This is a genomic window from Clostridium tetani (assembly GCF_900167265.1).
GTDB classification, from domain to species: Bacteria; Bacillota; Clostridia; order Clostridiales; family Clostridiaceae; genus Clostridium_G; species Clostridium_G tetani.
In genome coordinates this window covers 107,588-129,757 of the sequence record NZ_FUWT01000009.1, presented here as the reverse complement: position 1 = coordinate 129,757, position 22,170 = coordinate 107,588, and the positions used below count along the sequence as shown (strand labels likewise).

Here is a 22,170-nt window from a genome sequence, read left to right as displayed (position 1 = left end):
GAAACTGGTGAAGTAAAAGAAAATATAGAATATATAGAAGCTGATTTTGAAAGTTATGAAGATAATTCAATAGAAGAAGGTGGGGCAAATGAATAATATACCAGAGTGTATGTATGACTATAGATATGAATTTGAAAAGATGCAAATAATAGATAACTGTTGTAATTGCGACTGCAATATTTGTGAAGGAGAAGAATACTACGATATTGATGGAACTATACTTTGTGAAGAATGTATTAGAGATTACAAGCATACAGCAGAACTCTAATAACTAAGGAGGAAACTATGGCGGAAGGAAAGGAAAAAGGATGGATAAGTTTATACAGGGATATTCAAGAGCATTGGATATGGGAAGATGCAGAAAAGTTAAAAGCATGGCTGGATCTTCTCCTTCTTGCCAATCATCAGAGTAGAAAAATTTTATTAGGAAATGAACTAATAAATGTTGAAAGAGGCAGTTTTATAACATCACAAAAAAAATTAATGGAAAGATGGGGATGGGGTTCTGAAAAAACAAGGACATTCTTAAAATTGCTTGATTCAGATGGAATGATAAAGTTTCAACCAGATAAAAAGAAAACTACCATAATAATACTTAACTATGACAGGTATCAAAAACAGAACGGATTTAACGCAGATATACCAACGGATAGCGAGAATATGCAGAATGACAACAGAACGCAAACAGAATGCAACCAGAATGATAGCAGAACGTCAGCAGAAACAAACAATAATGATAATAATTATAATAATATAAATAATGATAATAACAGTAGTGGCAGCACTCCAAATTATATAGAATTTTTTAATAGTAACTTCCATATGATTAGCAGCTATGAATTAGAAGTATTAAGAAGTTATGAAAAAGATGGATTAAGTGAGGAAGTAATATTATTAGCTTTAAAAAAAGCAGTAGAAAATAATGTTAGGACTATAAAGTATGTTAAAAGCATATTGCAAAACTGGTTAGAAAACAATATTAAAACTGTTGAAGGAGTAAAAGCAGAGGAGGAAAGATTCAAGAGGGACATTGAACATAAAAAAGCAAAGGGCAATGTAGAAAGAAAAGACAATGGAGCTAAGGTAGACAGTTTTAACGGCTATCAGCAAAGAACATACGACGGCAGTGATGGTGGAATGACATTTGATGATTTAGAAAAGAAACTTTTAGGTTGGAAATAAGGAGGGAAAACAATGCGAAAGATATGGAGAAATGCTGAATTGGACTTTATAAGGAAAAATAAAGGAAAATTAAGTTACAAAGAAATGTCTAAACATCTAAGAAGGACACCTGCGGCAATAGAACAAAAATGGCAATGCTTTATCGATAGGCAAGAGAGAGTGGACAAGATTGTAAATAAGATGGATGTTGCAGAAAAGAAGTTTAGATTTAATAAAGGGCAAAAGGTAAAAACTAAGAGGATGGAATGGACAACAGGATGGGATACTTTAATTACAAAAGGTAAGGTTATTGCAGACAATAAATACTTTGTAGTGCTGGATAATGGAGTGTATAAAGAATGTGTAAATAAAGTGGATCTATATACTAAGAGTGTGGTTTTAGTATAAGAATAACATCATATAGGAGTATAATTGTAAAACTATGTTCTCATATGACAATCATTTAATAACAAACACAGGAGGATAACAATGGCTAGAAGTAAATATGGAGCTAAAAAGATAACTATAGATGGAAATGCTTTTGATAGTAAAGATGAAGGTAAATATTATGAGTACCTTAAGAAGCTTAAATTTCAAGAGAAGATATTAAATTTTGAATTACAACCAAGATATGAATTAAGGCCAGCCTTTGAAAAAATGGGTAAAAAATATAGAAAGGCTGAATATGTAGCAGATTTCTTAATATATCATCTAGATGGCACAGAGGAAGTAATAGACGTAAAAGGTATGGCAACAGAAACTGCTAAATTAAAAAGAAAACTGTTTGATGAAAAATATAGGAATTTAAAACTTACGTGGATAGTTAGAAGTCTTAAATACAGTGAAACAGGCTGGATTGAATATGATGAACTTCAAAAGGTTAGAAGAGAAGAAAAGAAAGGAGCTAAAAATAAATGAGTAAAATAAGGGTTATAGCAGACACAGGAGAATTGATACATGAAATAGAGTGTAGCCATTATAACATTCAATATGTAACATCAGAAAGTGATGGGAAGATACAAAGGATAATTAATCTTAATAATGGCAAATATGGACCTAAGCACTGGATAAAAAATGATATTTATCAGCCTATAGCTAGAAAAATTAAAAAGAATCTTATAAATCAAGTTCCAGAGTTAAGTTGTGTAAATGTAGATAAAATACTGTTTATTGAGGATATAGACTATGTATCTGATGAAATAAATAGAAATACTGATTGGGTGATGAAAATAAAGAAAGCCCCATCACAATTAACTGAATTTACAGGATATAAATTTATTATAGAGAGCAGAGAATTCTGGATGGAAAGATGTTCTCATGAACAGATAGTAGCTCATATCTATAGCTGCTTAAAACAAATAGATAAGGACAAGCTTAGGGAACCAGACGTTAAAGGTTGGAAAGAGGTAATAGGTAACTTAGGATTAGGTTGGGAAACTACTATAAGCCCAATACCTAATCTTATGAATGGATTTGATGTGGAAGATTTTAAAATGCTTAAGAAAGCAGACAAGCAAATGAAATTTGATTTAAGAGCAAAATAACAGAGGTGATGCAATGGCAGTAGATACAGTAGCAATAGCACAGGAAATATATACAGTTGCTAAGATTACAAAAGATTGGATAGGCTGGGAATATTGTAAAGTAATAAGTTGAAATTAGCTATTTAATATAGGGGGATATCTATATTATTAGATACCCCTGTTAGTAAACTATTGTTATTTACCAAGGAATGATTTTAGCATCCAAACATGTTTTTCAAGTGCAGTGTGAATAGCAAGAAGCATATCGCTAGTAGTTTCATCATTTTCTTTTTGGGCTATTTCCATTCCGGTTTTAAGCTCACTAACTATAGTGTTATAATCACTAATGATTGTTGCAACCATATCTTCTGCAACTTCATTTCCAGTAGCTTCTTTTATAGATGAAATTTCTAAGCATTCTTTCATAGTTGCCACTGGATTACCTCCAATTGAAAGCTGTCTTTCAGCCAGTTCATCAATATGAAGTGCAGCTTCGTTATAAAGTTCTTCAAATTTTAGATGTAAAGTGAAAAATTGTTGACCTTTAACGAACCAGTGGAAGTTATGAAGTTTAATGTACAATACACTCCAATTAGCGATTTGCTTATTAAGAACATCAGTTAGTTTACATGACATAATTAACATGCCTCCTTAAACGATTTATAAAACTAGTATTATTAAAAATGAATTATTATATTCATACTTATATTAAATATAATTTTATAATTATTTAGAGATATACCTATTGGAGAGAAAATAGAGTATATAAGTTGTGGTAAGAAGTATAAAGGTGTTGTGCAAGGTTATGCCTATAATGGTAAATATATTGAGTGCACTACAAATCAAAAAGGTTATAGTGGAGTTCTATTGCATATTGAAAATAAAGGTAGAAATTGGTTTACAAAATAGTACGTAATTCATGTTAATAAAGTCATATGAGGACATAGTTATATAAATATATTCTTATATGACAATCAATTGAAAAGATAGTTACATGAAAATAATAATAATGAATGTAAAAAATAATACCAGGTATTTTGGCAAAGTTGGAAAAGTATATAAAGTACAAGCAGTAAGCAAAAATGATGCTGAAATTATAGAGAGATAGGAGGAAAATCATATGCCAAAAGAAGGTCAAATTAATATATTGGCTATTCCTTATAAGAATTTTAAACACAAAATAAGGCTTACAAAGCGATTTTTAAATAGATATATGATACAGGACTTAGGTGGGGTTTTATACATGGAAAGGAGAGAGGAATATGAGAATAAAAATAAATAGTGTGAAGGATATCCTTAATAACTCAAAGTATATCCCAGCAGAAGTAATTCAAGACATAGACAAAAGAATATCTGATTGGTTAGCTTCTGGGGGTAAGAAAGATGATTCTTATATAAAACAACAATTTAGATACGCTGAAAGAGTTGCAAATATTATATCAGGAAACATGGAGGGATAGTAATGGAAATAATATTAATATCTATGCTTATATGTATAGCTATAGCATCAGTAAGTGTAAAATATAGCATTAAAAAAGTACAAGCTATAAAACAGAAAGAACTAGATAGACCAGATTACATAAGAATGGAGGAATGGCAGTAATGTTTAAAGGTTGTGAAAGACTAGAAGAAATATATTGTACAAGGGGGAGTTGTAGACGTATAGATTGTAAATATAACCAGGAACATGCATTAAAACAAAGTACTCAATCTGGAATAGAGTTTACTGTTAAAGCTTTTTATGGAACAGATAAATACCTGTTTAGGAGGAGATACAAAAAAATTGGAGAAAAGATATTCTAAGGGTTATTTTAGATAGTGTAAATAGGAGTGAGTAACTATGGAAAAAGTTAAACTATGGACACAAGAAGAGGATAAGTATATTTTAGAAAATCAAGGGAAAATGACATATAGAGAAATGGCTAAAAAAATAGGAAGAACTGAATCGGCTGTTAAAAATAGAATTAGTTATGAAAGAATGAAAAGCCATATGAACAAAGATAAAGCTAAGAAATGGCTAGAAGAACAACTTCCTGGAATGACACCGCAACAAGGTAAGAAACAAATTATGAAAAAGTTAAACATAGATGAAAAGAAGGCAGAGAAAGTGTACAACAAATGGAGAAAGAATTACATTAAGGCAATGATGTAAGGAGGACTTGAATGATAGATAAAGAAACTTTAGCGATGGATGAAAAAACTTTTAAGAAAACAGAAGGAGTATTATATAATTATAAAGATTTAGAAGTAGAAATAAAAGCTGTAGAGTTAGCAATAAAAGAATTAGAGATAGATTATAAAGGAGGTAGAGGTATAGGTTACGAAGAGAGGACAGGAGAAACTTACAGGATAAATAGACCTATAGAAGATGAAATAATTTATAAAGAAAAATATATAGAAAAACTTGAATTAGAGATAGAGAAGAAAAAAATATTAAAAGAAAAGATAGAGAATGCAATAAGAATATTAGACGATAGAGAAAGTGAAATAATTAAGCTTAGATATTTTATAAAACCTAAAAAAAGTTGGGTAGCTATTGGGATGGAAGTTAAAATGGACAAGGACTATTGTTCACTTATATGTAAGGAACAAATAATACCTAAACTAGCAAATATCTTATGGAACTATTAAAAAACCTTAAAAATACCGTACTTATTACTGAAACATTACAGATTTAGGTAGAAAAGATATGATATTCTATTAACATAAACAAATATAATTAATTAAACAAAACAACTGAATCGTTACAGCAGGGATTACTGTAACAGGCAAGTAGTGCGTACTTGCCACATTTATTAACACAAAAGGCACTTACTTAAATAAAAGTAGGTGTCTTTTTCTATTATGATTAAAAGGGAGTGAGAGGTGTGAAGATAGAAAAGATAATAAAAGCACAGCAACCAGATATACATAAGAGATTAAAGCAACAGAATAGAAAGAAGAAGTCTAGGAGGGAGGGAGAGCACATCTCTTTTAGTGATGTAATGGAGCTTATGAAGCATGATAGTTACAAAAGGCATAGAGGAGCTATAAGGCAGAGATAAATAGATTCGTTAGTAACGACAAGCTTGTCGAGATTGGAGATACATTGCAAATAAATTAACTAGTAATTAGTAGACAGCTAACTAATGATAATCCACAACATATTGTTAATAGTGTGGATTATAAATACTATATATTGTATGTGTGTCGCAAACAATCGGAAATAGACAAGTAAATGATGGAGGATTACCTCTTTTTATGTAGAAGAAATTACATGGAAGGAGGAATGTAGAATGTGGTTATTTAAATCATATGTAGATATAGAAGGTATTAATCCTTTTGCTAAATCAGGTAATGGTTATTGGACAGTGGGTACTGATAGAACTCCAATAAATAAAATAGCAGCAGTAGTTAAATATGGACATAGTACACTTAATTTCACTCCATCAATAAGTATTAGTTCAAATCCTTTAGGATTTTCATTTAATACCACTACAGTAATATCTGGAACACAATCAGCTACACTTAAATTCTAAAATTAATCAAAGAAAGGATAATCTATATGCGGTTATTTATACTATCCATTATTAGTGCTTTTATTGGTCTTTTAATTGGAGGTTTTATATTACCACCTATTATTCCAGGATTAAGTGAGGCTTATTATATAGTTTACATATGTGCATTTAGTGGGTTCTTTATTCCTAGTTTTTATGTATTAGAAAAACTATATAAAAGTCATAAAAAAGGAAACGATAATTCGTAGTTATTTAATGATTTGCAATATGTAAATTTTTTATAACTTCATAAAATAATAAATATATAATGGGAAAATATAAGTGAATAACTTAGGAAAGAAGATATTAGGCACTCAATAATGGGTATCTTTTTCTATTCCCAAAACAAACAATAGCAATTAACAATGAGGAGGTGAGTCTATGGCTAAATCTAAATATGAAACTAATGTAAAAGATAAACTTATATTAGTTGAAGGGTGGGCAAGAAATGGGCTCACTGATGAACAAATAGCAAAGGGATATATCTATTAAATTGAATGTTTTTTATATAACAACAATTGTAATTATGGTAGAAGGAATTAAGTAAGCTATATAGAATGACTTTATTAGGTGATATAAATGATACTAAAAGAAAACTTATTATATCCATTAGTACATTATACAGATATGTATGGCAATTTCATAGGATTTCAGAAAGATAAAAATTCACAAGTAGTTTTATGTTCATGTATGAGAAAAGCAGTAGAAAACTGTATAAAACTATTTTTAAAATATCCTTCAAGTTTGCTTAATCCTCCAGAGTGGATATTGTTAAAACAACTGGATATGCCAGAAAGTATAAATGATGTCATAAGAAAGAAAAATCCACCAGTAGGGCTAGAATGGCTAAATTATATTAAATTTAAAAAGGATGTATGCCATAGATGTAATATAGAAAAACCTAATAAAGAATATTGTACTCCTATGTATGGAACTAAATTTAAAAGAACCTTTGGATGGTATATAAATATAAATTACTTTAATAAGGGAATAAACCCCAGTACACATGATGGAATATATTATTTAAAAGAAGATGGTCCTATTGAAATTAGATTAATATTAGATCCAACAGATAAAGATTTACTTGAAGATATAAGAAGATATAAACTACTAGATACATTTGAAGGCAAAGAAATATTGGATATGCTTAAAAAGATAGAGCATAGAGAAGAAGCAATATTATTAAGATATTTTCATATAGAAGATAAAGAGTTACAATATCAAAAATTATATTATGCAATTGAGTATGTAATGAAACAAAGGTTAAAGGAAGTACATAAAGTAATTGAAAATGAAGTAAGAGACTGGTTTAAATCTAAAAGAGTTGGTGAGAAATGGGAGAATGAAACTAACTTATATAAGATAATAAGAAAACTATATCCAGAGTTAACTATGTATAGACATTTTAGGCCACCATTTTTAGATGGACTAGAATTAGATATTTATATAGAAACTTTAGATATAGGGATAGAATATCAAGGAGAACAACACTTCAAACCCTTTGAACATTGGGGAGGAGAAGAAGCTTTTGAGAAAAGACAAGAATTAGATAAAAAGAAAAGGGAATTATGCAATAAAAATAATATAAAACTCATTTATTTTAATTATGATGAGGAGATAAATGAGGAACATATAAGAAAGAAGTTATTAAAAGAGCTTAATATATAGGCTCTTTTTTATTTATGGAAAAGCAGAGGTGGTGACAATGTAGATATGGCTAAAACAAGGAGTCCCGATTGGGAAAATATAAAGAAGGAATACATAGAATTAAATGGCGATGTAAAGTTAAAAGAATTTGCAGAGGAACATGGAATTAAATATTCTACTCTAAGAAGTAGAAAAAATAGAGAGAATTGGGATAGTGAAATAAATAAAGATGTTGCAACAAAGAGTGCAACGCAACAAAAGAATGTTGCAACAGAAAATAAGACTAAGAATAATGATAAGGAGCCTATTGATAAGGAAGTAAAAGAGGTATTAGAAAATACTGAACTTACTGATAAGCAAAGGCTCTTTTGTATTTACTATGTTAAAAGCTTTAATCAGACGATGGCAGCTATAAAAGCAGGATATTCGCAAGAAAGAGCTCATGTAACAGGAAGTGAATTAGTAAGAAATAGTAAGGTAAAAGCCTATATTAAAGAGCTTAAAGGGAAAATGATAGGAGAAATATTTATAGATGCTATGGATGTATTAAATAAGTATATAAAGATAGCATTTGCAGATATAACTGATTACCTAACATTTGGACAACGAGAAGTACCTGTTATGGGACCATTTGGACCTATAGTTGATAAAAAGACTAAAAAGGAAATCACTAAAATAATTAACTATGTAGACTTTAAAGAAAGTAATGTAGTAGATGGAACAATAATAAGTGAAGTAAAACAAGGCAAAGATGGAGTATCTATTAAATTTGAGGATAGAATGAAGGCTTTAGATAAACTATCTCAATACTTTGATTTATTCCCAGATAACTTTAAAAGAAAGATAGAAGAAGAAAGATCCAAACAAGCTAGAGAAAAACTAGAATTAGAGAAATCTAAAGTAACAGGTAATGATGATGAAGTTCAAGATGATGGATTTATTGAAGCATTAGAAGGTAAAGTAGAGGAAGTATGGAAAGATGAAAAATAAAGTTGTACCTTTTAAGTTTAAACCTTTCTCTAATAAACAATTAAAAGTTTTAACATGGTGGATGAAAGACTCACCAGTAGCTAATAAAGATATACTTATTGCAGATGGTTCAGTAAGGGCAGGTAAAACTGTAGCAATGTCATTATCTTTTGTAATGTGGGCCAATGAAACTTTTGATGGTGAAAACTTTGCTTTATGTGGTAAAACAATAGGCTCATTAAGAAGAAATGTTATAAAACCACTGCTTAAAATGTTAAAAAGTAGAGGGTGCAAGTATAAAGAACATAGAACAGATAATTATATAACTATTTCTAAGGGTAAAGTTAGTAATGACTTTTATTTATTTGGTGGTAAAGATGAAGCATCTCAAGACTTAATTCAAGGTATTACTTTAGCTGGAGTACTATTTGATGAAGTTGCATTAATGCCCCAAAGTTTTGTCAATCAAGCAACCGCTAGATGTTCAGTAGATGGGGCTAAGATGTGGTTTAACTGTAACCCAGAAGGACCATATCATTGGTTTAAAGTAGAGTATCTTGATAATTTAGAATATAAAAATGGAATACACCTTCATTTTACTATGAATGACAACTTATCTTTAAGTGAAAAGGTAAAAGAAAGATATAAAAGAATGTACTCAGGTATATTCTATAAGCGTTATATTTTAGGTTTATGGTGTTTAGCAGAGGGTGTTATCTATGACATGTTCAACGAAGATTTCCATAAAGTTAAGACAGTTCATAGAAAGTATGAAAAATATTATGTATCTATAGACTATGGTACTCAAAATGCTACTGTATTTCTTCTATGGGGACTATGCGAAGGCAAGTGGTATATTGTAAAAGAATACTATTATAGTGGTAGAGATAAGAGTTTACAAAAGACAGATATTCAATATTCAAAGGACTTAAAAGGTTTTTTAGGAGATATAGTGCCTGTAAAAATAATTATAGATCCTTCAGCAGCAAGTTTTATAGCTCAATTGAGAAGTGATGGATTTGAACAAATAAGAAAAGCAAAAAATGATGTTTTGGATGGAATAAGAACAGTTGCAAGTGCATTGTCATTAGATATGTTTAGAGTAAATGATTGTTGCAAAGAAACAATTAAAGAATTTGTATCATATGTATGGGATACTAAAAAGATTTCTATAGGAATCGAGGAACCTTTAAAAGATAAAGATCATTGTATGGATGCTATGAGGTATTTTATATATACAATATTAAAACATAATATTGATGTTAAATATGACAAATCAGTTTATAACAAAGGTAGAGGACTTAAACAAAATGTTCTTAAAAAGTATGGAAAGAAAGGAGGTACAGTATTCTAATGAATATAAAAGAAACATTGCTTAATCTAAATGAAAGAGAAAAAAAGGAAAGAAAAAAAGCACTAAAAGATTTTATATTTTATTTAGGTGAATGTGAAAATATAGATGCTGCGAAATTAAACCAGGATCTATTAGGACAAAATTGGATTACTTTAGATGTTTTAGACTATATACCAAGTCAGATAATAGATAATAAGGTTAAACCACTTATAAACAAACAAGCACGTTTTATGTTTGGTAAGGAACCAGATATACTATTCAAGCCACTAGATAAACAGAACAAAGAAACATGTGAAGAATTAAGGCAGTATATAGATGCAATACTTAATGCTAGTAAGTTTTGGAGTAACACTATGAAAGCTTTTAGGCTTGCAACAGTAACTAAAAGGGTAATGTTAAGATTAGAAGCTAATCCAGGTCAACCTATAAGACTTTATTACCATGATATAAATGACTTTAGTTATGAAGTAGATCCTAATGATATAACTAAATTGAATAAAGTAATACTAGTAAGACAAGACGCTGAAACCGCAAATAAAGAGGAAAAAGACCAGATATGGTGCAGATACACTTACTATATGAATAAAATAAGTGACAAGGAATCTACTTGTTATTTAAGAATAGAAACTTTTAAAGGTAATAATCTGGAAGCACCAATAGAAATAAAAGAACAGGACACAGGACTATCTAAAATACCATGTTGGGTAATTTGCAATGAACAAAGCATTATTAACCCTTATGGACAAAGTGATATAAAAGATTTAAAACCATTGCAAGATAGCTACAATAGGAGACTATCAGATTTTAACGACAGTTTAAGATTTCTTATGTTTGGACAAACAGCTGTAATAGATGCAACAGAAGATACGGTTAATGCTTGTAACATTGCACCTAATTCACTTATGGCTTTAAAAAGTATTGATGATACAGAAGGTAATAAACAAGCTAAAGTACAGCGTGTAGAGAGTAATTTTACTAATGCAGATCCAGTACTTAAATATTTAAAAACATTAGAAGATAGTATGTATGAAAAATTAGGAATACCTAAGCTAGAAAGTCTTCAACAAGTTCCAAGTGCTAAGAGTATTAAATATATGTACACAGAGCTTGTAGCACGTTGTGAGGAAAAATGGCATGATTGGGAACCAATTATAAGGCAAATGATTAGATTAATAGTTGAAGCTTGTGGCAAATTTAAATGCTATGAAGAGTGGAAAGACGAATGGAATGACTTACTTTATAATATAGTTTTAAATAAAAATTATCCTATTCCAGAAGATGAAGAAGATAAGAAAAGACTTGCAATGGAAGAAGTAAGAACTAATGTAAGAAGTCATAGAAGTTACATAAAGGACTTTACAGATGATGAAAATGTAGATGATATTTTAAAAGAAATATGCGAGGATATAACTTCTATTACAGCAGCAGAGCAAGAACAATTTTTAAGGGAAATATAGTACTAATCTTCCCCTTATATATGGTATAATTTACATGAAGATAAGGGGGAAGAGTTATGGAGTTGGTAATTATATTTTATATACTATTTATAATATTTTTTTCCGCATTAATTATAGCAGCTTTAACAGGAAGTAAAATACTTAAAAATAAAAAAGATGCAATTGGTGTATATTCAATAGGAACTGTAATTTATGGAGTTTTATTCTTCCTAACTTTAAGATTAGAACTTAGTAGTTATAATTATATATACATGGAGCCAGTGAGTAAAACATCTATTAATAGAAAAGTTAGCAGTAAAGATGATGGAAATAACTTTAGAGCAGAAACTCCTAAAGAACAATTGTATGTAGATGAAAATGAAAAAGGAAAAGGTCTTATAAAAGGAAATACAAGTAAAAAGACAGGAGAAAAAATATATCATACACCAGGATCTAGATATTATAATAGTACAAAGATAGAAGATACTGAAAGATGGTTTAAAACTATAGAAGAAGCAGAGAAAGCTGGATACCGAGCACCTAAAAAATAATAGGTGCTATTTTTATGCTTAAAATGAGGTGGTGGTGTGAACGAATATTTAAAATTAGTAGCTAAAGCACAAGAACAACGAATAATGCTTACTAAGAAGCAAATAAAAAATATAAGGGATTTATACAGAGATGTAGCAAAAGACCTAGGAAAAAGGTCAAAGAAAGCGAATAAGGATAGTTTAAGCGAAATATGGTTATTAGATTATCAAAAACAATTCAAGAAAGATATAAAGGAATTAAATAAGATTCTTAAAAAAGATATAGAGTATTCTATATTGGAAAGTGCAAAGTATGCAACAAATATTCAAACTGACTTTTTTAATTTAATGGATGTAAAATATAAATTAAATTCAAAAGAAACATTTTCTAATATGTTTTCTAGGATACCGCAGCAGGCATTAGAAGAACTTATAAGTGGAGATTTTTATAAAGATGGTAAAGGGCTTTCAGAAAGGCTATGGTTCCATGAGAAAGAAGCTAATGCAAACTTTGATTATATAATACAAAAAGGATTATTAGAAAAGAAGAGTACTTATGAGTTAGCAAAAGATTTATCAGATTATGTTAATCCAGAAGTTAAAAAAGATTGGGATTTCAAAAGGATATATCCAGGAGTAGGAAATAAAAAGATAGAATATAACAGTTTTAGGTTAGCAGTAACTTCTATAAGTCATGCTTATCAATTATCTATGCAGAGAAGTTGTAAAGCTAATCCATTTGTAGAAGGAATAGAGTGGCATACAAGTAATTCTCATAGAGGGCCATGTTCCATATGCAGAGAAAGAGAAGGAAAAACATATAAAACAGATGAATTACCTTTAGAACATCCAAATGGAGTATGTTATTTTACACCTGTTATAACTAAATCTTTAGATGAAGTGGGCATGGAACTACATGGTTGGTTATATGGGGGAAGTAATAATAAATTAGATGATTGGTATAAGGAATATGGAAGAGAATTTGTTGGAGAAAGTAATTTATTTAGAAATATTAGTAAAAAAGATAACAATAATGATATAATAAAAGAAAAGCCTATTAAAGATTTTAAGTATCCAGATATAAAAACTATAAAGGAAGCTGAAAAATGGGCTATAAACAATCTTAATCTTAATAAAATTAGTTATAAAGATATTGATATAGGTGTAGCTAACTATGTAAATAAATCAATGAGTGAAATTTATCAGGAATATCCTTTATTAAATGGATTTATTCAAGAAATAAAAACAGATGGGAGAGCTTCAGCACCAGCAAGTGCGAGTATAAGTTTTAAAGATGGGAAATTAAATACAAAACTTATTCTATCAAAGAAAGATTTAGCAGATTTAAAGTCCATTGATGATATGATTAAAGACTGCGTTGATTATAAGTGGTGGACACCTAAAGATGGAGTAAAGGGAATAATAAAACATGAAATGGGACATATGATAGAATATGCTACAACTTTAAAAAAATATGGTGTAATAAATAAGAATAATGAATTAAGTGACTTAAACAACTTAGGTTTAGCTTTTAGTAGAATAAAAAACGGAGAATTATCTAAAGAAATAAAAATGAAGGCATTAAACAATCTTAACATAGTAAATACTAAGAAAAATATTAAAGAGAATTTAAGTAATTATTCTAATCGCAGTACACTTGAGTTTTTAGCTGAAGCCGTTTCAGAAGATAATCCTAGGACTCTTGCCAAAGAAGTAGTTAAATTATTAAAAGAAAAGATAAAGGAGGTATGGAAATGATAGCCTTACCCAAAGAACTCATGGGAATAACTGATTATGATGAAAATGACAATTGGATTTTAAAAGATGGAGCAACAGAAGAACAAAAGAAAATATTTGAAGAGTTTAAAAGAGATTTAGAATCTGCTAAATTATCAGATGTAGAATTGTTTATAGATGGGAGAAATATAATAACAGGTGAGCCCGAGAGATATTAAGCACTTACTAGGTAAAACAGTAGGTGCTTTTATTATGTAAAAAATTAAGGAGGAATGATGTAAATGGAATTTAGAAAAGCTTATGAGTTATTAAAACAAGGTAAGCATGTTAAGAGAAAGCATTGGGGTGGATATTGGAATTGGGAGAACAATACTATAATGATGTATTGTAAAGATGGGAAAGTATTAGATATAAGAGATACAAAAGATGTTGATTTTACAATGTCTAATATGTTAGAAGAAGATTGGGAGGTTGTAGAGTAATGCCAAAATTAAGTGAAATATTAGGAGAACATTTTAAACAGATACCAGAGGATATTCAAAAGAAGTATAAGGACATAGACTTAGTGGACAGCTCTAACTATATAGAGAAAAAAGAGCTAGATACTGCAAATGAAACAATTAAACAGTATAAGAAAGACATAGCAAAGAGGGACAAGGATTTAGTAGATTTGCAAGGCAAGATTAAAGATAATGAGGAGCTAAATGCAGAGATAGAAAATTTAAAAGCTGCTAATAAAAAAGCAAGTGAGGATTATGAATCCAAGCTCAATCAAATAACATTTGAAACTAAGCTAGAGAAAAAGCTAGGAGAGTTTAAGCCTAAGAATTTAGGAATACTTAAGAAAGCTTTAGATATAGAAAAAATAAGTCTTGATGGAGATAACTTCTTAGGACTAGAGGATCAGATTAAGAATTTAAAAGAATCTGATCCTTATTTATTCGCTGAGGAAACTCCAGGAGGTACTGGCAATATAGGAGGTGGTCAATCCTCAATAATTGACGATAACAAAGATTCTAAAAGTATAGGTGAAGTTTTAGGGAAACAACAAGCTGACCAATTTAAAATAAATGAGACTATAGACAGTTTCTTTAAATAAGGGAGGAATGAAAAATGAGACAAAGTACAACTAAAATATTAGGAACTCAAAAGAACATTTTAGCATTAGCTGGAGCATTATTTCAAAACACTAACATTAAGGTAAGTAAGACAGTAGCAACATTAAAAGAAGGAATACTTGAAGCTGGAACAATAGTAGACAAAACAGGTAAAAAAGTAACTGATGGTACTGCTTTTGGAATTGTTTATGAGGATGTAGATTTTAATAATTCCAGTGGTACAGAAGTAGTTTCAGTGACCATTTTTGGTTTTATAAAAGAAAATGTATTACCACAAAAACCAGCTACAGAAGTAAAAGCAGCATTAAAAATGATTCAATTTTTATAATTAGGGGAGGAATAACAATATGAATTTACAAGATTTTATAAACGCAAATGAAATAGCATTATATATTAAAAATTTACCACTACAAGTTACACTAGATAAGGCTTTATTTCCAAATGATAAACAACTAGGAATGGAACTAGAGGTTGCTAAGGGTGCAAAACAAAGACCAGTAGCTTTAAGAATGAGCACATTTGATGTAGCAGTTAAACCAAGAACTTTAAAAGCTGACATAAACATTGAAAAGAAAGAAATGCCTTTCTTCAAAGAATCAGTTTTAATAAAAGAAAAGGATAGACAACAAATGCTTTTAGCAATGAAAGCTAATAACCAAGAACTAGTCAATCAAATATTAAATCAAATATTCGGTAATTATAAAGCTTTAGTTGATGGTGCAGAAGTGCAAGCAACTAGAATGAGAGCTCAACTACTTCAAAGTGGAGAAATAAAGATAATTACTGATGATGGTGATGTAGTTGTAGATTATGGAATTCCATCTGACCATAAAGAAGTGCTTGCTGGCACTGCTAAATGGAGTGATAAAACAGCTAATATAGTAGGAGACATTGAAAGATGGCAAAATACTTTAGTGGCAGAAGGTTATGCAAAACCTAATAGAATGTTAATGACACAAAAAACTTTCGGATATATAAGAGCAAATGCTGCTATAGAAAGTGAAATTAAAGGCATAAGCAATGTAGTAGTTACTGATAAGCTAGTAAAGAATTACTTAAAAGAAAAATTAGAAATAGAAGTGGGTATATTAAATGGTGTATTTACAGCCGAAGATGGTAGCACAATGAACCTTTACGAGGATAATAAAGTTACTTTAATTCCTCAAGGTGCACTAGGCAAAACAATGTATGGTACTACACCAGAAGAGGCTGACAAAATGTTTGGTTCATCTAAATTAGATACTCAAATAGTTAATACTGGTGTAGCAATAACTACTATGGCAAAAGAGGATCCTGTTACAGTAGAAACTAAGGTATCACAGTTAGTTCTACCTTCATTTGAAAGGGCAGATGAATGTTTTTTTGCTACAGTAGCTGAATAAGAGGGAAGGTGAAATACCTTCTCTTTTTAAATTAAAAATAGAAAGGGTGGGTAATATGGCTAAGAAAGCAGATGAAAAATTGAAGAAAGTAAAAGCTTTAGTAAATATAAAATATGATGAAAGCTGTTTTAAAATAGGTGATGAATTTGAGGTTAGATCAGAGGATAGTGAGGAAATGACCAAGAGAGGTTATGTTGAGTCTTTAGAGAAAATAGAAAAAGGAGAAACTAAGGAAGGAGAATAAGCATGACTATACCTTTGGAAATATTAAAATTTAATCTTCAGGAGCGAGAATATCCATATTTTGAAGATAATGACCTGAGTTTGTTATTGCAATCCAATGATAATAATATTAATAAGGCTAGTTATAAAGGTTGTTTATTAAAAGCTAACGCAGATGATAGGTTAGAGGTAGCAGGTGTAAAGTTAAGTTCTAATAGGCAATATTGGTTAGGATTAGCAGAGGAATATAAAAAAGCATATGAAGAAAGTTTGCAAGGGACTATAACAGGATATAAAACATCAATGAAAAGAGTTGATGGACAATGAGTAAAATTAATAGAGGAAAAATAAGCAGGCAGATATATAAGCAATTAGAGAAAAAAGGGTTATTAAAGGAAATTAAGATATTAAGAAATGGTAAAAATGCTTATGGAGAGAAATTGGAGGATTTATATGTAACAACTATTAAGGGTTATTACTACAGGGAAAAAAGTAAGATAAATATCAGTACAGATACAGGAGCAGCCATAAATACTGATTATCGTGAGAAACTATTAGTTACCTACAATGAAGAAAGTAAAAAGATAAAGCAAGACGATTATTTAACATCAGATGGCATTAAATACAAAGTAATTGATACAGGGAATGTAGAAAATATAGTCTTCGATATGTATTTGGATAGGATGTGATATTATGAGTTTTAAGTTTGATATAGAAAGTGTTATTAATGGATTATCTGAATTTGAAGTGAAAAGCAAAGCAGCCATAGGAGTTTACGCTGATACTGCAGGTAAAAAATTAGAAGAACATGCAAAGAAAAATGCATCCTGGACTGATAGAACTGGTTTAAGTAGAAAAACTATAGAAGGTGGAAAACAGTGGGAAGGAGATAAATGTAATGTTTATGTAGCTGGTAACACAGAACATTTTCCATACTTAGAATTGGCAATGGATAAGCAGTATAGCATTCTCAACCCTACTGTAAATAAACTAGGTGCTGAAATACTAAGTGGTATGAATAATTTGTTAGGAAAGTGATTAAATGAGTAGTTTTAATTATAAAGTTCCAGGAGATAAGTTACAGGAGGATTTAATAAATAGTGCAATCCCCCAAACGTTATGGCAGAAAATATATTTACACTTAAAAAAACTAGGATATAAAGTGTATTCTCCTGGACAAAAAAGAGATAAATGCACAGAACCATATCTAGTAATAAAAGAAAATGGAACCTATGCATTGAATAGCAATGTTAATGGTTATAAGCTATTTGATATTATTATTTATCATCCTATGTCTAATTATTCTACTATGGAGTTTTATGTGGAGAATATAAAACAAGCTATGAAAGATATAACAGAATTAAGACCTACAGGTAATGAAACACCAGCAATTATTGATGAAAAAATAGAAGCTTATACTGCTAGCATAGAGTACCAACAATTCAAGAGTTTAAGGAGGTAATAATATGGATGGTAAAACATTAGTTAATGTAATTAAGGTAAATTTTATTGATGAGGTTACAAATATAAAACATACAATTGAAACTTCTGATGAAATAGATATAGAACCTATTAAATCTGACGGTAAAAGAGATATATTAAGAGTTAAAAATACTATTTATGGGATTAATGAAACAGAAGATATTGTAATTGGTTATAAATTAAAACTTAAAGACAACTTATTTAATATGAAAACTATGTCCCTTATTGATGGTGGTAGTATAGAAGGTAATAAATATTGTGGTGCAGAAGCAGGAAAGGTAGCAGAAAGACATCCATTTACAATGGAAATATTTACAGAAGAAAAAGATTATAGTAGAACTACAGGTTATGCTAAATTTACTTACAAGCATTGTAAAGGTAAACCTGCTAAATATAAAGTTAAAGATGGTGAATTCTTAGTTCCAGAATATGAAGCAGAATCAATTCCATTTAGAGGAGAGAAACCAGTTGAAATAGAATTCTTGGATACTTTACCTAGCAAACCAGAAAAACCAGATCCACCAGTTGAAGATATAGGAGTTGAAGGTGGAACTGTAAAAGATACAAATACAGATGTTGGAGTAGAAATAACTAATAGGATAGTATGGACATTTAAAGAACAAATAAACCAAGATTATGTAACTAAGACTAATTTTAGCACAAGGAGAAAATCAGATAATAGCTTGGTTCAAGGTAATGTAACTATAGATGGAACTAAGAAAATAGTAACATTTGTACCTACAAGTTTAGCTGTGGACGTAGTGTATATAGCACAAGCTAAGCCAGTTGACAAGCTTAATGGTAGTGGTAAGACTGCAGCATTATCTACAGAGTTTAAGACAATAAAAATAAAATAGTAAGGGGAATGAATGATGAGTATACAAGTAACAAGTATAGAAGATTTAAAAAAGATGGCTGAATATGATTTAATTGAATTACCAAGGTTTAAAGCAGAGATACCTTTTGTAGCTAAGGTTAAGAGGGCATCCCTTTTAAATTTAGTTCGAAAGGGTGTAATACCTAATAAATTACTTAGTGCAGCAGAGGAATTATTCTATGGCAAAAGCTCCAATAAGGGTAATGTAGATATGAAAGCGTTGACAGATGTTATGTTTATTATGGCAGAAAATGCACTTATAGAACCTTCAGCTAGGGATTTGAAAGAAGTAGAGCTTGAATTAACAGATGAACAGATAGTAGCTTTATTTAATTATACACAAGAGGGGTTAAATGAGATAGAAAAATTTCCTGAAAAGCCAGAGAATACTGTCGGTGATAACAATGAGCAAACGGTATCAAATAAGACCAAGCCAGATAATAGCATTAACAAATGATTATGAAGCGTTTTGTTTTGATGAAGCTTGTACATATATACTAGCTGAAATGAGTAAAGAAAATGGCACAGAACCTAAATTCGAAGATAATAAGAACGTAAACAAACAAAACAATAGTGATGTAATAGATTGGTTGAATTCCAATAATAAATAGGGGGAATTAATTATGGCAACTTTTAAAAATCCAGTAGTAACTTGTGATAAATGCGGAAAAGATTTTAAATTAAAACAAAATAGATTAAAGAGTGAGATAGTAAAAGAAAATATAGAAAGAACTTATTTTAAGTGTCCAAAATGTAAGCATAAATTTATAGTTATGTATAAAGATCAAGAGATTAAAGAAAATCTAAAGAAAATGGACAACATAAAAGTGCAGATACAAAAATCAATAAATGAAAAGAAAAATACAAAAAAGTTAATAGGGAGATATGAAGAGTTATATTATAACAATTTAGAAATAAGTGAGAAATACAAAAGTTTATATGGAAGATAAAACTTAAAGGCATAGAAATATGTCTTTTTTATTCCCTAAAATGGGAGGTGAGAACACATGGCAATAAACGTAGGTACAGCTGTTGCTTACCTTACACTTGATAGAAGTGGATTTAAAAACAGTTTAAAAAGTGCAGGGGCAAATCTTAAAAACTTTGTTGCTGGTACAGGTGGAGCAGAGGATAGAGTTAAATCTTTAGGAAATGCTTTAACTAATACTGGTAAAAGTTTAGCCAAACCTTCTATTGCAGCAGGTGGATTTTTAGGAATGGCAACTAAGACGGCAATGGGTTTTGAAGAGCAGATGAGTAAAGTTCAAGCAATTTCAGGTGCAAATGCTAAAGAGATGGGAAAATTAACTGCATTAAGTAGAGAATGGGGTGCAAAATCTAAATTTAGTGCAATGGAATCTGGACAAGCTCTTGAATATATGGCTATGGCAGGATGGAAAACGCAAGAAATGATGGATGGTTTACCTGGTATTCTTAATCTTGCGGCAGCTTCAGGAGAAGAGCTTGGAACTACATCTGATATAGTAACTGATGCTTTGACTGCTTTTGGACTACAAGCTAAAGATAGTGCTTACCTTGCTGATTTATTAGCAAGTACTTCAAGTAACAGTAATACTAATGTGTCTATGCTTGGAGAATCATTTAAATATGTAGCACCAGTAGCAGGAGCATTAGGTATATCTGCTAAAGATACATCCTTTGCATTAGGATTAATGGCTAATGCAGGTATAAAAGGAAGTTCAGCAGGTACATCTTTAAGATATTCTTTAACTAACTTAGCTAATCCTTCTAAGAATATGAGAAAAGAGATGGAAAGGTTAGGAATTAGTTTAACAGATAGTAATGGAAAAGTTAAATCTGGAAAAGTATTATTTGACGAACTAAGACAAAAATTTAGTAAACTAACAGATGCACAAAAAGCACAATCTGCAAGTATAATTTTTGGTAAAGAAGCTATGTCTGGGATGTTGGCAGTAATCAATGCTAGTGATAAAGATTATAACAAACTTTATGGTAATTTGAATAAGGCAGAAGGTTCAGCTAAAAAGATGGCTGATACTATGCAAAACAATTTAAAAGGACAGTTAACGACATTAAAAAGTGCATTTGAAGAATTGCAAATATCTTTAGCCCAAGCAGTAGTGCCAATATTAAGCAAAGTAGTTAAATTAGTAACTAAACTAGTTAATGGATTCAATGGATTACCACAGCCGGTTAAATCTGCAATAGGAATAATAGTAGGTGCAATAGCATTATTAAGTCCCGTATTCTTAATACTTGGGAAACTTGTAAAAACAATAGGTAGTGTAATTGGGATGTTTGGGAAACTTAAAACAGCAACAGGTGTTTTTAAATTATTACCGACATTAATTACTCCGCACACACTTATTATTTTAGGTGCTATAGCAGCAATAGGATTTATAGTATACGAGGTTATAAAGCATTGGGATAAGCTAGTTGCAGCAGGAAAGAAAATGGGGAAAATTTTAGAGAAAATATTTAAAGGTATAGGAGATACAATTAAATGGGTAATAGGTGGATGGAAATTATTAATAGGACATTTCATTAATTGGGGAAAACAAAAAGTAAAAAATATAGTAGATGGATTTATAGGTGGAATTAATAAAGTAAAAGGATTATTTAAAGGTAAAGGCAAGGAACTTGGAAAAGGTGTAAAAGAAGGATTTGAGGAAGAACTACAAATACATTCGCCAAGTAGAGTTTTTGATGGATATGGTGGTTTTATAGGCGAAGGATTAATTCAAGGTATAGATGGACAAGAAGATAACATAGATACTAAATTTAGAGGATTAGGAAATAGGATTAAATCTTTAGGCAATATCAGACCAGAATTTAATGGATTAAATAATATGGCACTTAGTGGAGCGTATAGTGCTGATAGTGGGTTTAATTCTATAAGCAATAGTAATAAACAATTAAATTTTAATCCCACAATAAATATGTATATAACTGTAGCAGATATTGAGAATAAAGGAATAGAACAACTAACACAAGAAGTAAAATCAATGGGAGAAACAGCAATAAAGAATAGTATGGTAGATTTATTTATGAAAGATGCAATTAGAAATTAGGAGGTGTTATAGCTGGATTTTAATTTACAACTTAAATACGATAATGAAACAGATACAGGAGCAGTAATAACTAACTATAAGCCTCCTGTTCCTGTTACATTAAGAAAGGGTAATAAAAGTTTAACAGGTTATACAGTATTTCA

General features: G+C 30.0%; 35 protein-coding genes. 34 read left to right on the top strand and 1 reads right to left on the bottom strand.

Annotated elements, in window-relative coordinates; all coding sequences use genetic code 11:
* The first annotated feature begins 88 nt into the window (after window positions 1-88).
* From B5D21_RS08510 to B5D21_RS08490, 5 genes are all read left to right on the top strand, one after another.
* A complete protein-coding gene (locus tag B5D21_RS08510; RefSeq protein WP_035124629.1) occupies window positions 89-268 on the top strand; it encodes a hypothetical protein in 180 nt (59 codons plus the stop codon).
* 17 nt (window positions 269-285) lie between these two features.
* Entirely contained in the window at window positions 286-1,182 is an 897-nt protein-coding gene (locus B5D21_RS08505; RefSeq protein ID WP_078688092.1) for a DnaD domain-containing protein, read from the top strand.
* 12 nt (window positions 1,183-1,194) lie between these two features.
* A complete protein-coding gene (locus tag B5D21_RS08500) occupies window positions 1,195-1,569 on the top strand; it encodes a hypothetical protein (protein WP_011099322.1) in 375 nt (124 codons plus the stop codon).
* Window positions 1,570-1,650: 81 nt separating this feature from the next.
* Entirely contained in the window at window positions 1,651-2,079 is a 429-nt protein-coding gene (locus tag B5D21_RS08495) for a DUF1064 domain-containing protein (protein WP_011099323.1), read from the top strand.
* Window positions 2,076-2,705, top strand: a complete 630-nt coding sequence (locus B5D21_RS08490; RefSeq protein WP_011099324.1) for a putative metallopeptidase — start codon at window positions 2,076-2,078, stop codon at window positions 2,703-2,705. Before B5D21_RS08495 ends, B5D21_RS08490 begins: the two co-directional genes overlap by 4 nt.
* A gap of 174 nt (window positions 2,706-2,879) precedes the next feature.
* On the opposite strand, the gene B5D21_RS08485 is transcribed toward B5D21_RS08490, so the two are convergent.
* Window positions 2,880-3,320, bottom strand: a complete 441-nt coding sequence (locus B5D21_RS08485; RefSeq protein ID WP_035110041.1) for a Dps family protein — start codon at window positions 3,318-3,320, stop codon at window positions 2,880-2,882.
* Window positions 3,321-3,804: 484 nt separating this feature from the next.
* Between B5D21_RS08485 and B5D21_RS08480 the strand changes: the two genes are divergently transcribed.
* The 29 genes from B5D21_RS08480 (at window position 3,805) to B5D21_RS08340 (ending at window position 22,027) form a co-directional block, all read left to right on the top strand.
* Window positions 3,805-3,966 (top strand): hypothetical protein, encoded by a 162-nt coding sequence (locus B5D21_RS08480; protein WP_035110040.1) that lies wholly within the window; start codon window positions 3,805-3,807, stop codon window positions 3,964-3,966.
* Window positions 3,947-4,144 (top strand): DUF6877 family protein, encoded by a 198-nt coding sequence (locus B5D21_RS08475; protein WP_035110039.1) that lies wholly within the window; start codon window positions 3,947-3,949, stop codon window positions 4,142-4,144. The genes B5D21_RS08480 and B5D21_RS08475 overlap by 20 nt, the downstream gene beginning before the upstream one ends.
* A gap of 2 nt (window positions 4,145-4,146) precedes the next feature.
* Window positions 4,147-4,287 carry a hypothetical protein gene (locus B5D21_RS14070; protein WP_155274221.1) on the top strand — a complete coding sequence of 47 codons (141 nt, stop codon included), beginning with the start codon at window positions 4,147-4,149 and terminating at the stop codon, window positions 4,285-4,287.
* A complete protein-coding gene (locus B5D21_RS08470) occupies window positions 4,287-4,487 on the top strand; it encodes a hypothetical protein (protein ID WP_035124920.1) in 201 nt (66 codons plus the stop codon). Before B5D21_RS14070 ends, B5D21_RS08470 begins: the two co-directional genes overlap by 1 nt.
* Window positions 4,488-4,524: 37 nt before the next feature.
* Window positions 4,525-4,836, top strand: a complete 312-nt coding sequence (locus B5D21_RS08465) for an AsnC family protein (protein WP_011099326.1) — start codon at window positions 4,525-4,527, stop codon at window positions 4,834-4,836.
* 11 nt (window positions 4,837-4,847) lie between these two features.
* Window positions 4,848-5,315, top strand: a complete 468-nt coding sequence (locus B5D21_RS08460) for a hypothetical protein (RefSeq protein WP_011099327.1) — start codon at window positions 4,848-4,850, stop codon at window positions 5,313-5,315.
* A 236-nt stretch (window positions 5,316-5,551) separates the two neighbouring features.
* Window positions 5,552-5,728, top strand: coding sequence for a hypothetical protein (locus tag B5D21_RS14180; protein ID WP_162827854.1), 177 nt, complete (start codon window positions 5,552-5,554; stop codon window positions 5,726-5,728).
* A gap of 231 nt (window positions 5,729-5,959) precedes the next feature.
* Window positions 5,960-6,202, top strand: a complete 243-nt coding sequence (locus tag B5D21_RS08455) for a hypothetical protein (protein WP_035110030.1) — start codon at window positions 5,960-5,962, stop codon at window positions 6,200-6,202.
* A 597-nt stretch (window positions 6,203-6,799) separates the two neighbouring features.
* Window positions 6,800-7,888 (top strand): PDDEXK family nuclease, encoded by a 1,089-nt coding sequence (locus B5D21_RS08440; RefSeq protein WP_011099328.1) that lies wholly within the window; start codon window positions 6,800-6,802, stop codon window positions 7,886-7,888.
* A gap of 45 nt (window positions 7,889-7,933) precedes the next feature.
* A complete protein-coding gene (locus tag B5D21_RS08435) occupies window positions 7,934-8,857 on the top strand; it encodes a terminase small subunit (protein ID WP_011099329.1) in 924 nt (307 codons plus the stop codon).
* The gene (locus B5D21_RS08430; protein WP_011099330.1) at window positions 8,847-10,190 is read left to right on the top strand and encodes a PBSX family phage terminase large subunit; all 1,344 of its coding nucleotides are present in this window, start codon (window positions 8,847-8,849) and stop codon (window positions 10,188-10,190) included. The genes B5D21_RS08435 and B5D21_RS08430 overlap by 11 nt, the downstream gene beginning before the upstream one ends.
* A complete protein-coding gene (locus B5D21_RS08425) occupies window positions 10,190-11,647 on the top strand; it encodes a phage portal protein (RefSeq protein WP_011099331.1) in 1,458 nt (485 codons plus the stop codon). The genes B5D21_RS08430 and B5D21_RS08425 overlap by 1 nt, the downstream gene beginning before the upstream one ends.
* 56 nt (window positions 11,648-11,703) lie before the next feature.
* A complete protein-coding gene (locus B5D21_RS08420; RefSeq protein ID WP_011099332.1) occupies window positions 11,704-12,177 on the top strand; it encodes a sunset domain-containing protein in 474 nt (157 codons plus the stop codon).
* Window positions 12,178-12,213: 36 nt separating this feature from the next.
* Complete coding sequence (locus tag B5D21_RS08415) at window positions 12,214-13,914, top strand: hypothetical protein (RefSeq protein WP_011099333.1); 1,701 nt, start codon at window positions 12,214-12,216, stop codon at window positions 13,912-13,914.
* On the top strand, window positions 13,911-14,111 hold the full coding sequence (locus B5D21_RS08410) for a hypothetical protein (RefSeq protein ID WP_035124918.1): 201 nt from the start codon (window positions 13,911-13,913) through the stop codon (window positions 14,109-14,111). The genes B5D21_RS08415 and B5D21_RS08410 overlap by 4 nt, the downstream gene beginning before the upstream one ends.
* A gap of 63 nt (window positions 14,112-14,174) precedes the next feature.
* Window positions 14,175-14,375 (top strand): Thoeris anti-defense Tad2 family protein, encoded by a 201-nt coding sequence (locus B5D21_RS08405; RefSeq protein ID WP_035124916.1) that lies wholly within the window; start codon window positions 14,175-14,177, stop codon window positions 14,373-14,375.
* The gene (locus B5D21_RS08400; protein ID WP_035124914.1) at window positions 14,375-14,992 is read left to right on the top strand and encodes a phage scaffolding protein; all 618 of its coding nucleotides are present in this window, start codon (window positions 14,375-14,377) and stop codon (window positions 14,990-14,992) included. Before B5D21_RS08405 ends, B5D21_RS08400 begins: the two co-directional genes overlap by 1 nt.
* Window positions 14,993-15,006: 14 nt before the next feature.
* Window positions 15,007-15,339 (top strand): hypothetical protein, encoded by a 333-nt coding sequence (locus B5D21_RS08395; RefSeq protein WP_011099335.1) that lies wholly within the window; start codon window positions 15,007-15,009, stop codon window positions 15,337-15,339.
* A gap of 19 nt (window positions 15,340-15,358) precedes the next feature.
* Window positions 15,359-16,393 (top strand): major capsid protein, encoded by a 1,035-nt coding sequence (locus tag B5D21_RS08390; protein WP_011099336.1) that lies wholly within the window; start codon window positions 15,359-15,361, stop codon window positions 16,391-16,393.
* Window positions 16,394-16,448: 55 nt separating this feature from the next.
* On the top strand, window positions 16,449-16,637 hold the full coding sequence (locus B5D21_RS08385; RefSeq protein WP_035124911.1) for a DUF7210 family protein: 189 nt from the start codon (window positions 16,449-16,451) through the stop codon (window positions 16,635-16,637).
* Between the two features lie 2 nt (window positions 16,638-16,639).
* Window positions 16,640-16,942: a hypothetical protein gene (locus tag B5D21_RS08380; protein WP_035124909.1), complete on the top strand. Its 303-nt coding sequence runs from the start codon at window positions 16,640-16,642 to the stop codon at window positions 16,940-16,942.
* Window positions 16,939-17,304 carry a hypothetical protein gene (locus B5D21_RS08375; RefSeq protein WP_011099337.1) on the top strand — a complete coding sequence of 122 codons (366 nt, stop codon included), beginning with the start codon at window positions 16,939-16,941 and terminating at the stop codon, window positions 17,302-17,304. Before B5D21_RS08380 ends, B5D21_RS08375 begins: the two co-directional genes overlap by 4 nt.
* 4 nt (window positions 17,305-17,308) lie before the next feature.
* Complete coding sequence (locus B5D21_RS08370; RefSeq protein ID WP_011099338.1) at window positions 17,309-17,653, top strand: hypothetical protein; 345 nt, start codon at window positions 17,309-17,311, stop codon at window positions 17,651-17,653.
* A gap of 4 nt (window positions 17,654-17,657) precedes the next feature.
* Window positions 17,658-18,077 (top strand): hypothetical protein, encoded by a 420-nt coding sequence (locus B5D21_RS08365; protein ID WP_011099339.1) that lies wholly within the window; start codon window positions 17,658-17,660, stop codon window positions 18,075-18,077.
* A 4-nt stretch (window positions 18,078-18,081) separates the two neighbouring features.
* A complete protein-coding gene (locus B5D21_RS08360; protein WP_011099340.1) occupies window positions 18,082-18,954 on the top strand; it encodes an Ig-like domain-containing domain in 873 nt (290 codons plus the stop codon).
* Between the two features lie 15 nt (window positions 18,955-18,969).
* Window positions 18,970-19,431 carry a hypothetical protein gene (locus tag B5D21_RS08355; RefSeq protein ID WP_052042375.1) on the top strand — a complete coding sequence of 154 codons (462 nt, stop codon included), beginning with the start codon at window positions 18,970-18,972 and terminating at the stop codon, window positions 19,429-19,431.
* On the top strand, window positions 19,379-19,585 hold the full coding sequence (locus B5D21_RS08350; RefSeq protein WP_078688091.1) for a hypothetical protein: 207 nt from the start codon (window positions 19,379-19,381) through the stop codon (window positions 19,583-19,585). Before B5D21_RS08355 ends, B5D21_RS08350 begins: the two co-directional genes overlap by 53 nt.
* A gap of 12 nt (window positions 19,586-19,597) precedes the next feature.
* The gene (locus B5D21_RS08345; RefSeq protein WP_011099342.1) at window positions 19,598-19,924 is read left to right on the top strand and encodes a hypothetical protein; all 327 of its coding nucleotides are present in this window, start codon (window positions 19,598-19,600) and stop codon (window positions 19,922-19,924) included.
* Window positions 19,925-19,981: 57 nt separating this feature from the next.
* The gene (locus B5D21_RS08340; RefSeq protein ID WP_011099343.1) at window positions 19,982-22,027 is read left to right on the top strand and encodes a phage tail tape measure protein; all 2,046 of its coding nucleotides are present in this window, start codon (window positions 19,982-19,984) and stop codon (window positions 22,025-22,027) included.
* The last annotated feature ends 143 nt before the right edge of the window (window positions 22,028-22,170 follow it).

What these genes read in the sequence shown, in the direction of transcription:
- B5D21_RS08395 (WP_011099335.1), top strand. Translation starts at nt 15,007, where the DNA reads ATGAGACAAAGTACAACTAAAATATTAGGAACTCAAAAGAACATTTTA.
- B5D21_RS08370 (WP_011099338.1), top strand. Translation starts at nt 17,309, where the DNA reads ATGAGTTTTAAGTTTGATATAGAAAGTGTTATTAATGGATTATCTGAA.
- B5D21_RS08495 (WP_011099323.1), top strand. Translation starts at nt 1,651, where the DNA reads ATGGCTAGAAGTAAATATGGAGCTAAAAAGATAACTATAGATGGAAAT.
- B5D21_RS08380 (WP_035124909.1), top strand. Translation starts at nt 16,640, where the DNA reads ATGACTATACCTTTGGAAATATTAAAATTTAATCTTCAGGAGCGAGAA.
- B5D21_RS08460 (WP_011099327.1), top strand. Translation starts at nt 4,848, where the DNA reads ATGATAGATAAAGAAACTTTAGCGATGGATGAAAAAACTTTTAAGAAA.
- B5D21_RS08500 (WP_011099322.1), top strand. Translation starts at nt 1,195, where the DNA reads ATGCGAAAGATATGGAGAAATGCTGAATTGGACTTTATAAGGAAAAAT.
- B5D21_RS08345 (WP_011099342.1), top strand. Translation starts at nt 19,598, where the DNA reads ATGGCAACTTTTAAAAATCCAGTAGTAACTTGTGATAAATGCGGAAAA.
- B5D21_RS08420 (WP_011099332.1), top strand. Translation starts at nt 11,704, where the DNA reads ATGGAGTTGGTAATTATATTTTATATACTATTTATAATATTTTTTTCC.
- B5D21_RS08375 (WP_011099337.1), top strand. Translation starts at nt 16,939, where the DNA reads ATGAGTAAAATTAATAGAGGAAAAATAAGCAGGCAGATATATAAGCAA.
- B5D21_RS08470 (WP_035124920.1), top strand. Translation starts at nt 4,287, where the DNA reads ATGTTTAAAGGTTGTGAAAGACTAGAAGAAATATATTGTACAAGGGGG.
- B5D21_RS08480 (WP_035110040.1), top strand. Translation starts at nt 3,805, where the DNA reads ATGCCAAAAGAAGGTCAAATTAATATATTGGCTATTCCTTATAAGAAT.
- B5D21_RS08435 (WP_011099329.1), top strand. Translation starts at nt 7,934, where the DNA reads ATGGCTAAAACAAGGAGTCCCGATTGGGAAAATATAAAGAAGGAATAC.
- B5D21_RS08340 (WP_011099343.1), top strand. Translation starts at nt 19,982, where the DNA reads ATGGCAATAAACGTAGGTACAGCTGTTGCTTACCTTACACTTGATAGA.
- B5D21_RS08490 (WP_011099324.1), top strand. Translation starts at nt 2,076, where the DNA reads ATGAGTAAAATAAGGGTTATAGCAGACACAGGAGAATTGATACATGAA.
- B5D21_RS08350 (WP_078688091.1), top strand. Translation starts at nt 19,379, where the DNA reads ATGAGCAAACGGTATCAAATAAGACCAAGCCAGATAATAGCATTAACA.
- B5D21_RS08440 (WP_011099328.1), top strand. Translation starts at nt 6,800, where the DNA reads ATGATACTAAAAGAAAACTTATTATATCCATTAGTACATTATACAGAT.
- B5D21_RS08405 (WP_035124916.1), top strand. Translation starts at nt 14,175, where the DNA reads ATGGAATTTAGAAAAGCTTATGAGTTATTAAAACAAGGTAAGCATGTT.
- B5D21_RS08360 (WP_011099340.1), top strand. Translation starts at nt 18,082, where the DNA reads ATGGATGGTAAAACATTAGTTAATGTAATTAAGGTAAATTTTATTGAT.
- B5D21_RS08510 (WP_035124629.1), top strand. Translation starts at nt 89, where the DNA reads ATGAATAATATACCAGAGTGTATGTATGACTATAGATATGAATTTGAA.
- B5D21_RS08400 (WP_035124914.1), top strand. Translation starts at nt 14,375, where the DNA reads ATGCCAAAATTAAGTGAAATATTAGGAGAACATTTTAAACAGATACCA.
- B5D21_RS08430 (WP_011099330.1), top strand. Translation starts at nt 8,847, where the DNA reads ATGAAAAATAAAGTTGTACCTTTTAAGTTTAAACCTTTCTCTAATAAA.
- B5D21_RS08410 (WP_035124918.1), top strand. Translation starts at nt 13,911, where the DNA reads ATGATAGCCTTACCCAAAGAACTCATGGGAATAACTGATTATGATGAA.
- B5D21_RS08505 (WP_078688092.1), top strand. Translation starts at nt 286, where the DNA reads ATGGCGGAAGGAAAGGAAAAAGGATGGATAAGTTTATACAGGGATATT.
- B5D21_RS08365 (WP_011099339.1), top strand. Translation starts at nt 17,658, where the DNA reads ATGAGTAGTTTTAATTATAAAGTTCCAGGAGATAAGTTACAGGAGGAT.
- B5D21_RS08485 (WP_035110041.1), bottom strand. Translation starts at nt 3,320, where the DNA reads ATGTCATGTAAACTAACTGATGTTCTTAATAAGCAAATCGCTAATTGG.
- B5D21_RS08385 (WP_035124911.1), top strand. Translation starts at nt 16,449, where the DNA reads ATGGCTAAGAAAGCAGATGAAAAATTGAAGAAAGTAAAAGCTTTAGTA.
- B5D21_RS08465 (WP_011099326.1), top strand. Translation starts at nt 4,525, where the DNA reads ATGGAAAAAGTTAAACTATGGACACAAGAAGAGGATAAGTATATTTTA.
- B5D21_RS08455 (WP_035110030.1), top strand. Translation starts at nt 5,960, where the DNA reads ATGTGGTTATTTAAATCATATGTAGATATAGAAGGTATTAATCCTTTT.
- B5D21_RS14070 (WP_155274221.1), top strand. Translation starts at nt 4,147, where the DNA reads ATGGAAATAATATTAATATCTATGCTTATATGTATAGCTATAGCATCA.
- B5D21_RS08390 (WP_011099336.1), top strand. Translation starts at nt 15,359, where the DNA reads ATGAATTTACAAGATTTTATAAACGCAAATGAAATAGCATTATATATT.
- B5D21_RS08425 (WP_011099331.1), top strand. Translation starts at nt 10,190, where the DNA reads ATGAATATAAAAGAAACATTGCTTAATCTAAATGAAAGAGAAAAAAAG.
- B5D21_RS08475 (WP_035110039.1), top strand. Translation starts at nt 3,947, where the DNA reads ATGAGAATAAAAATAAATAGTGTGAAGGATATCCTTAATAACTCAAAG.
- B5D21_RS08355 (WP_052042375.1), top strand. Translation starts at nt 18,970, where the DNA reads ATGAGTATACAAGTAACAAGTATAGAAGATTTAAAAAAGATGGCTGAA.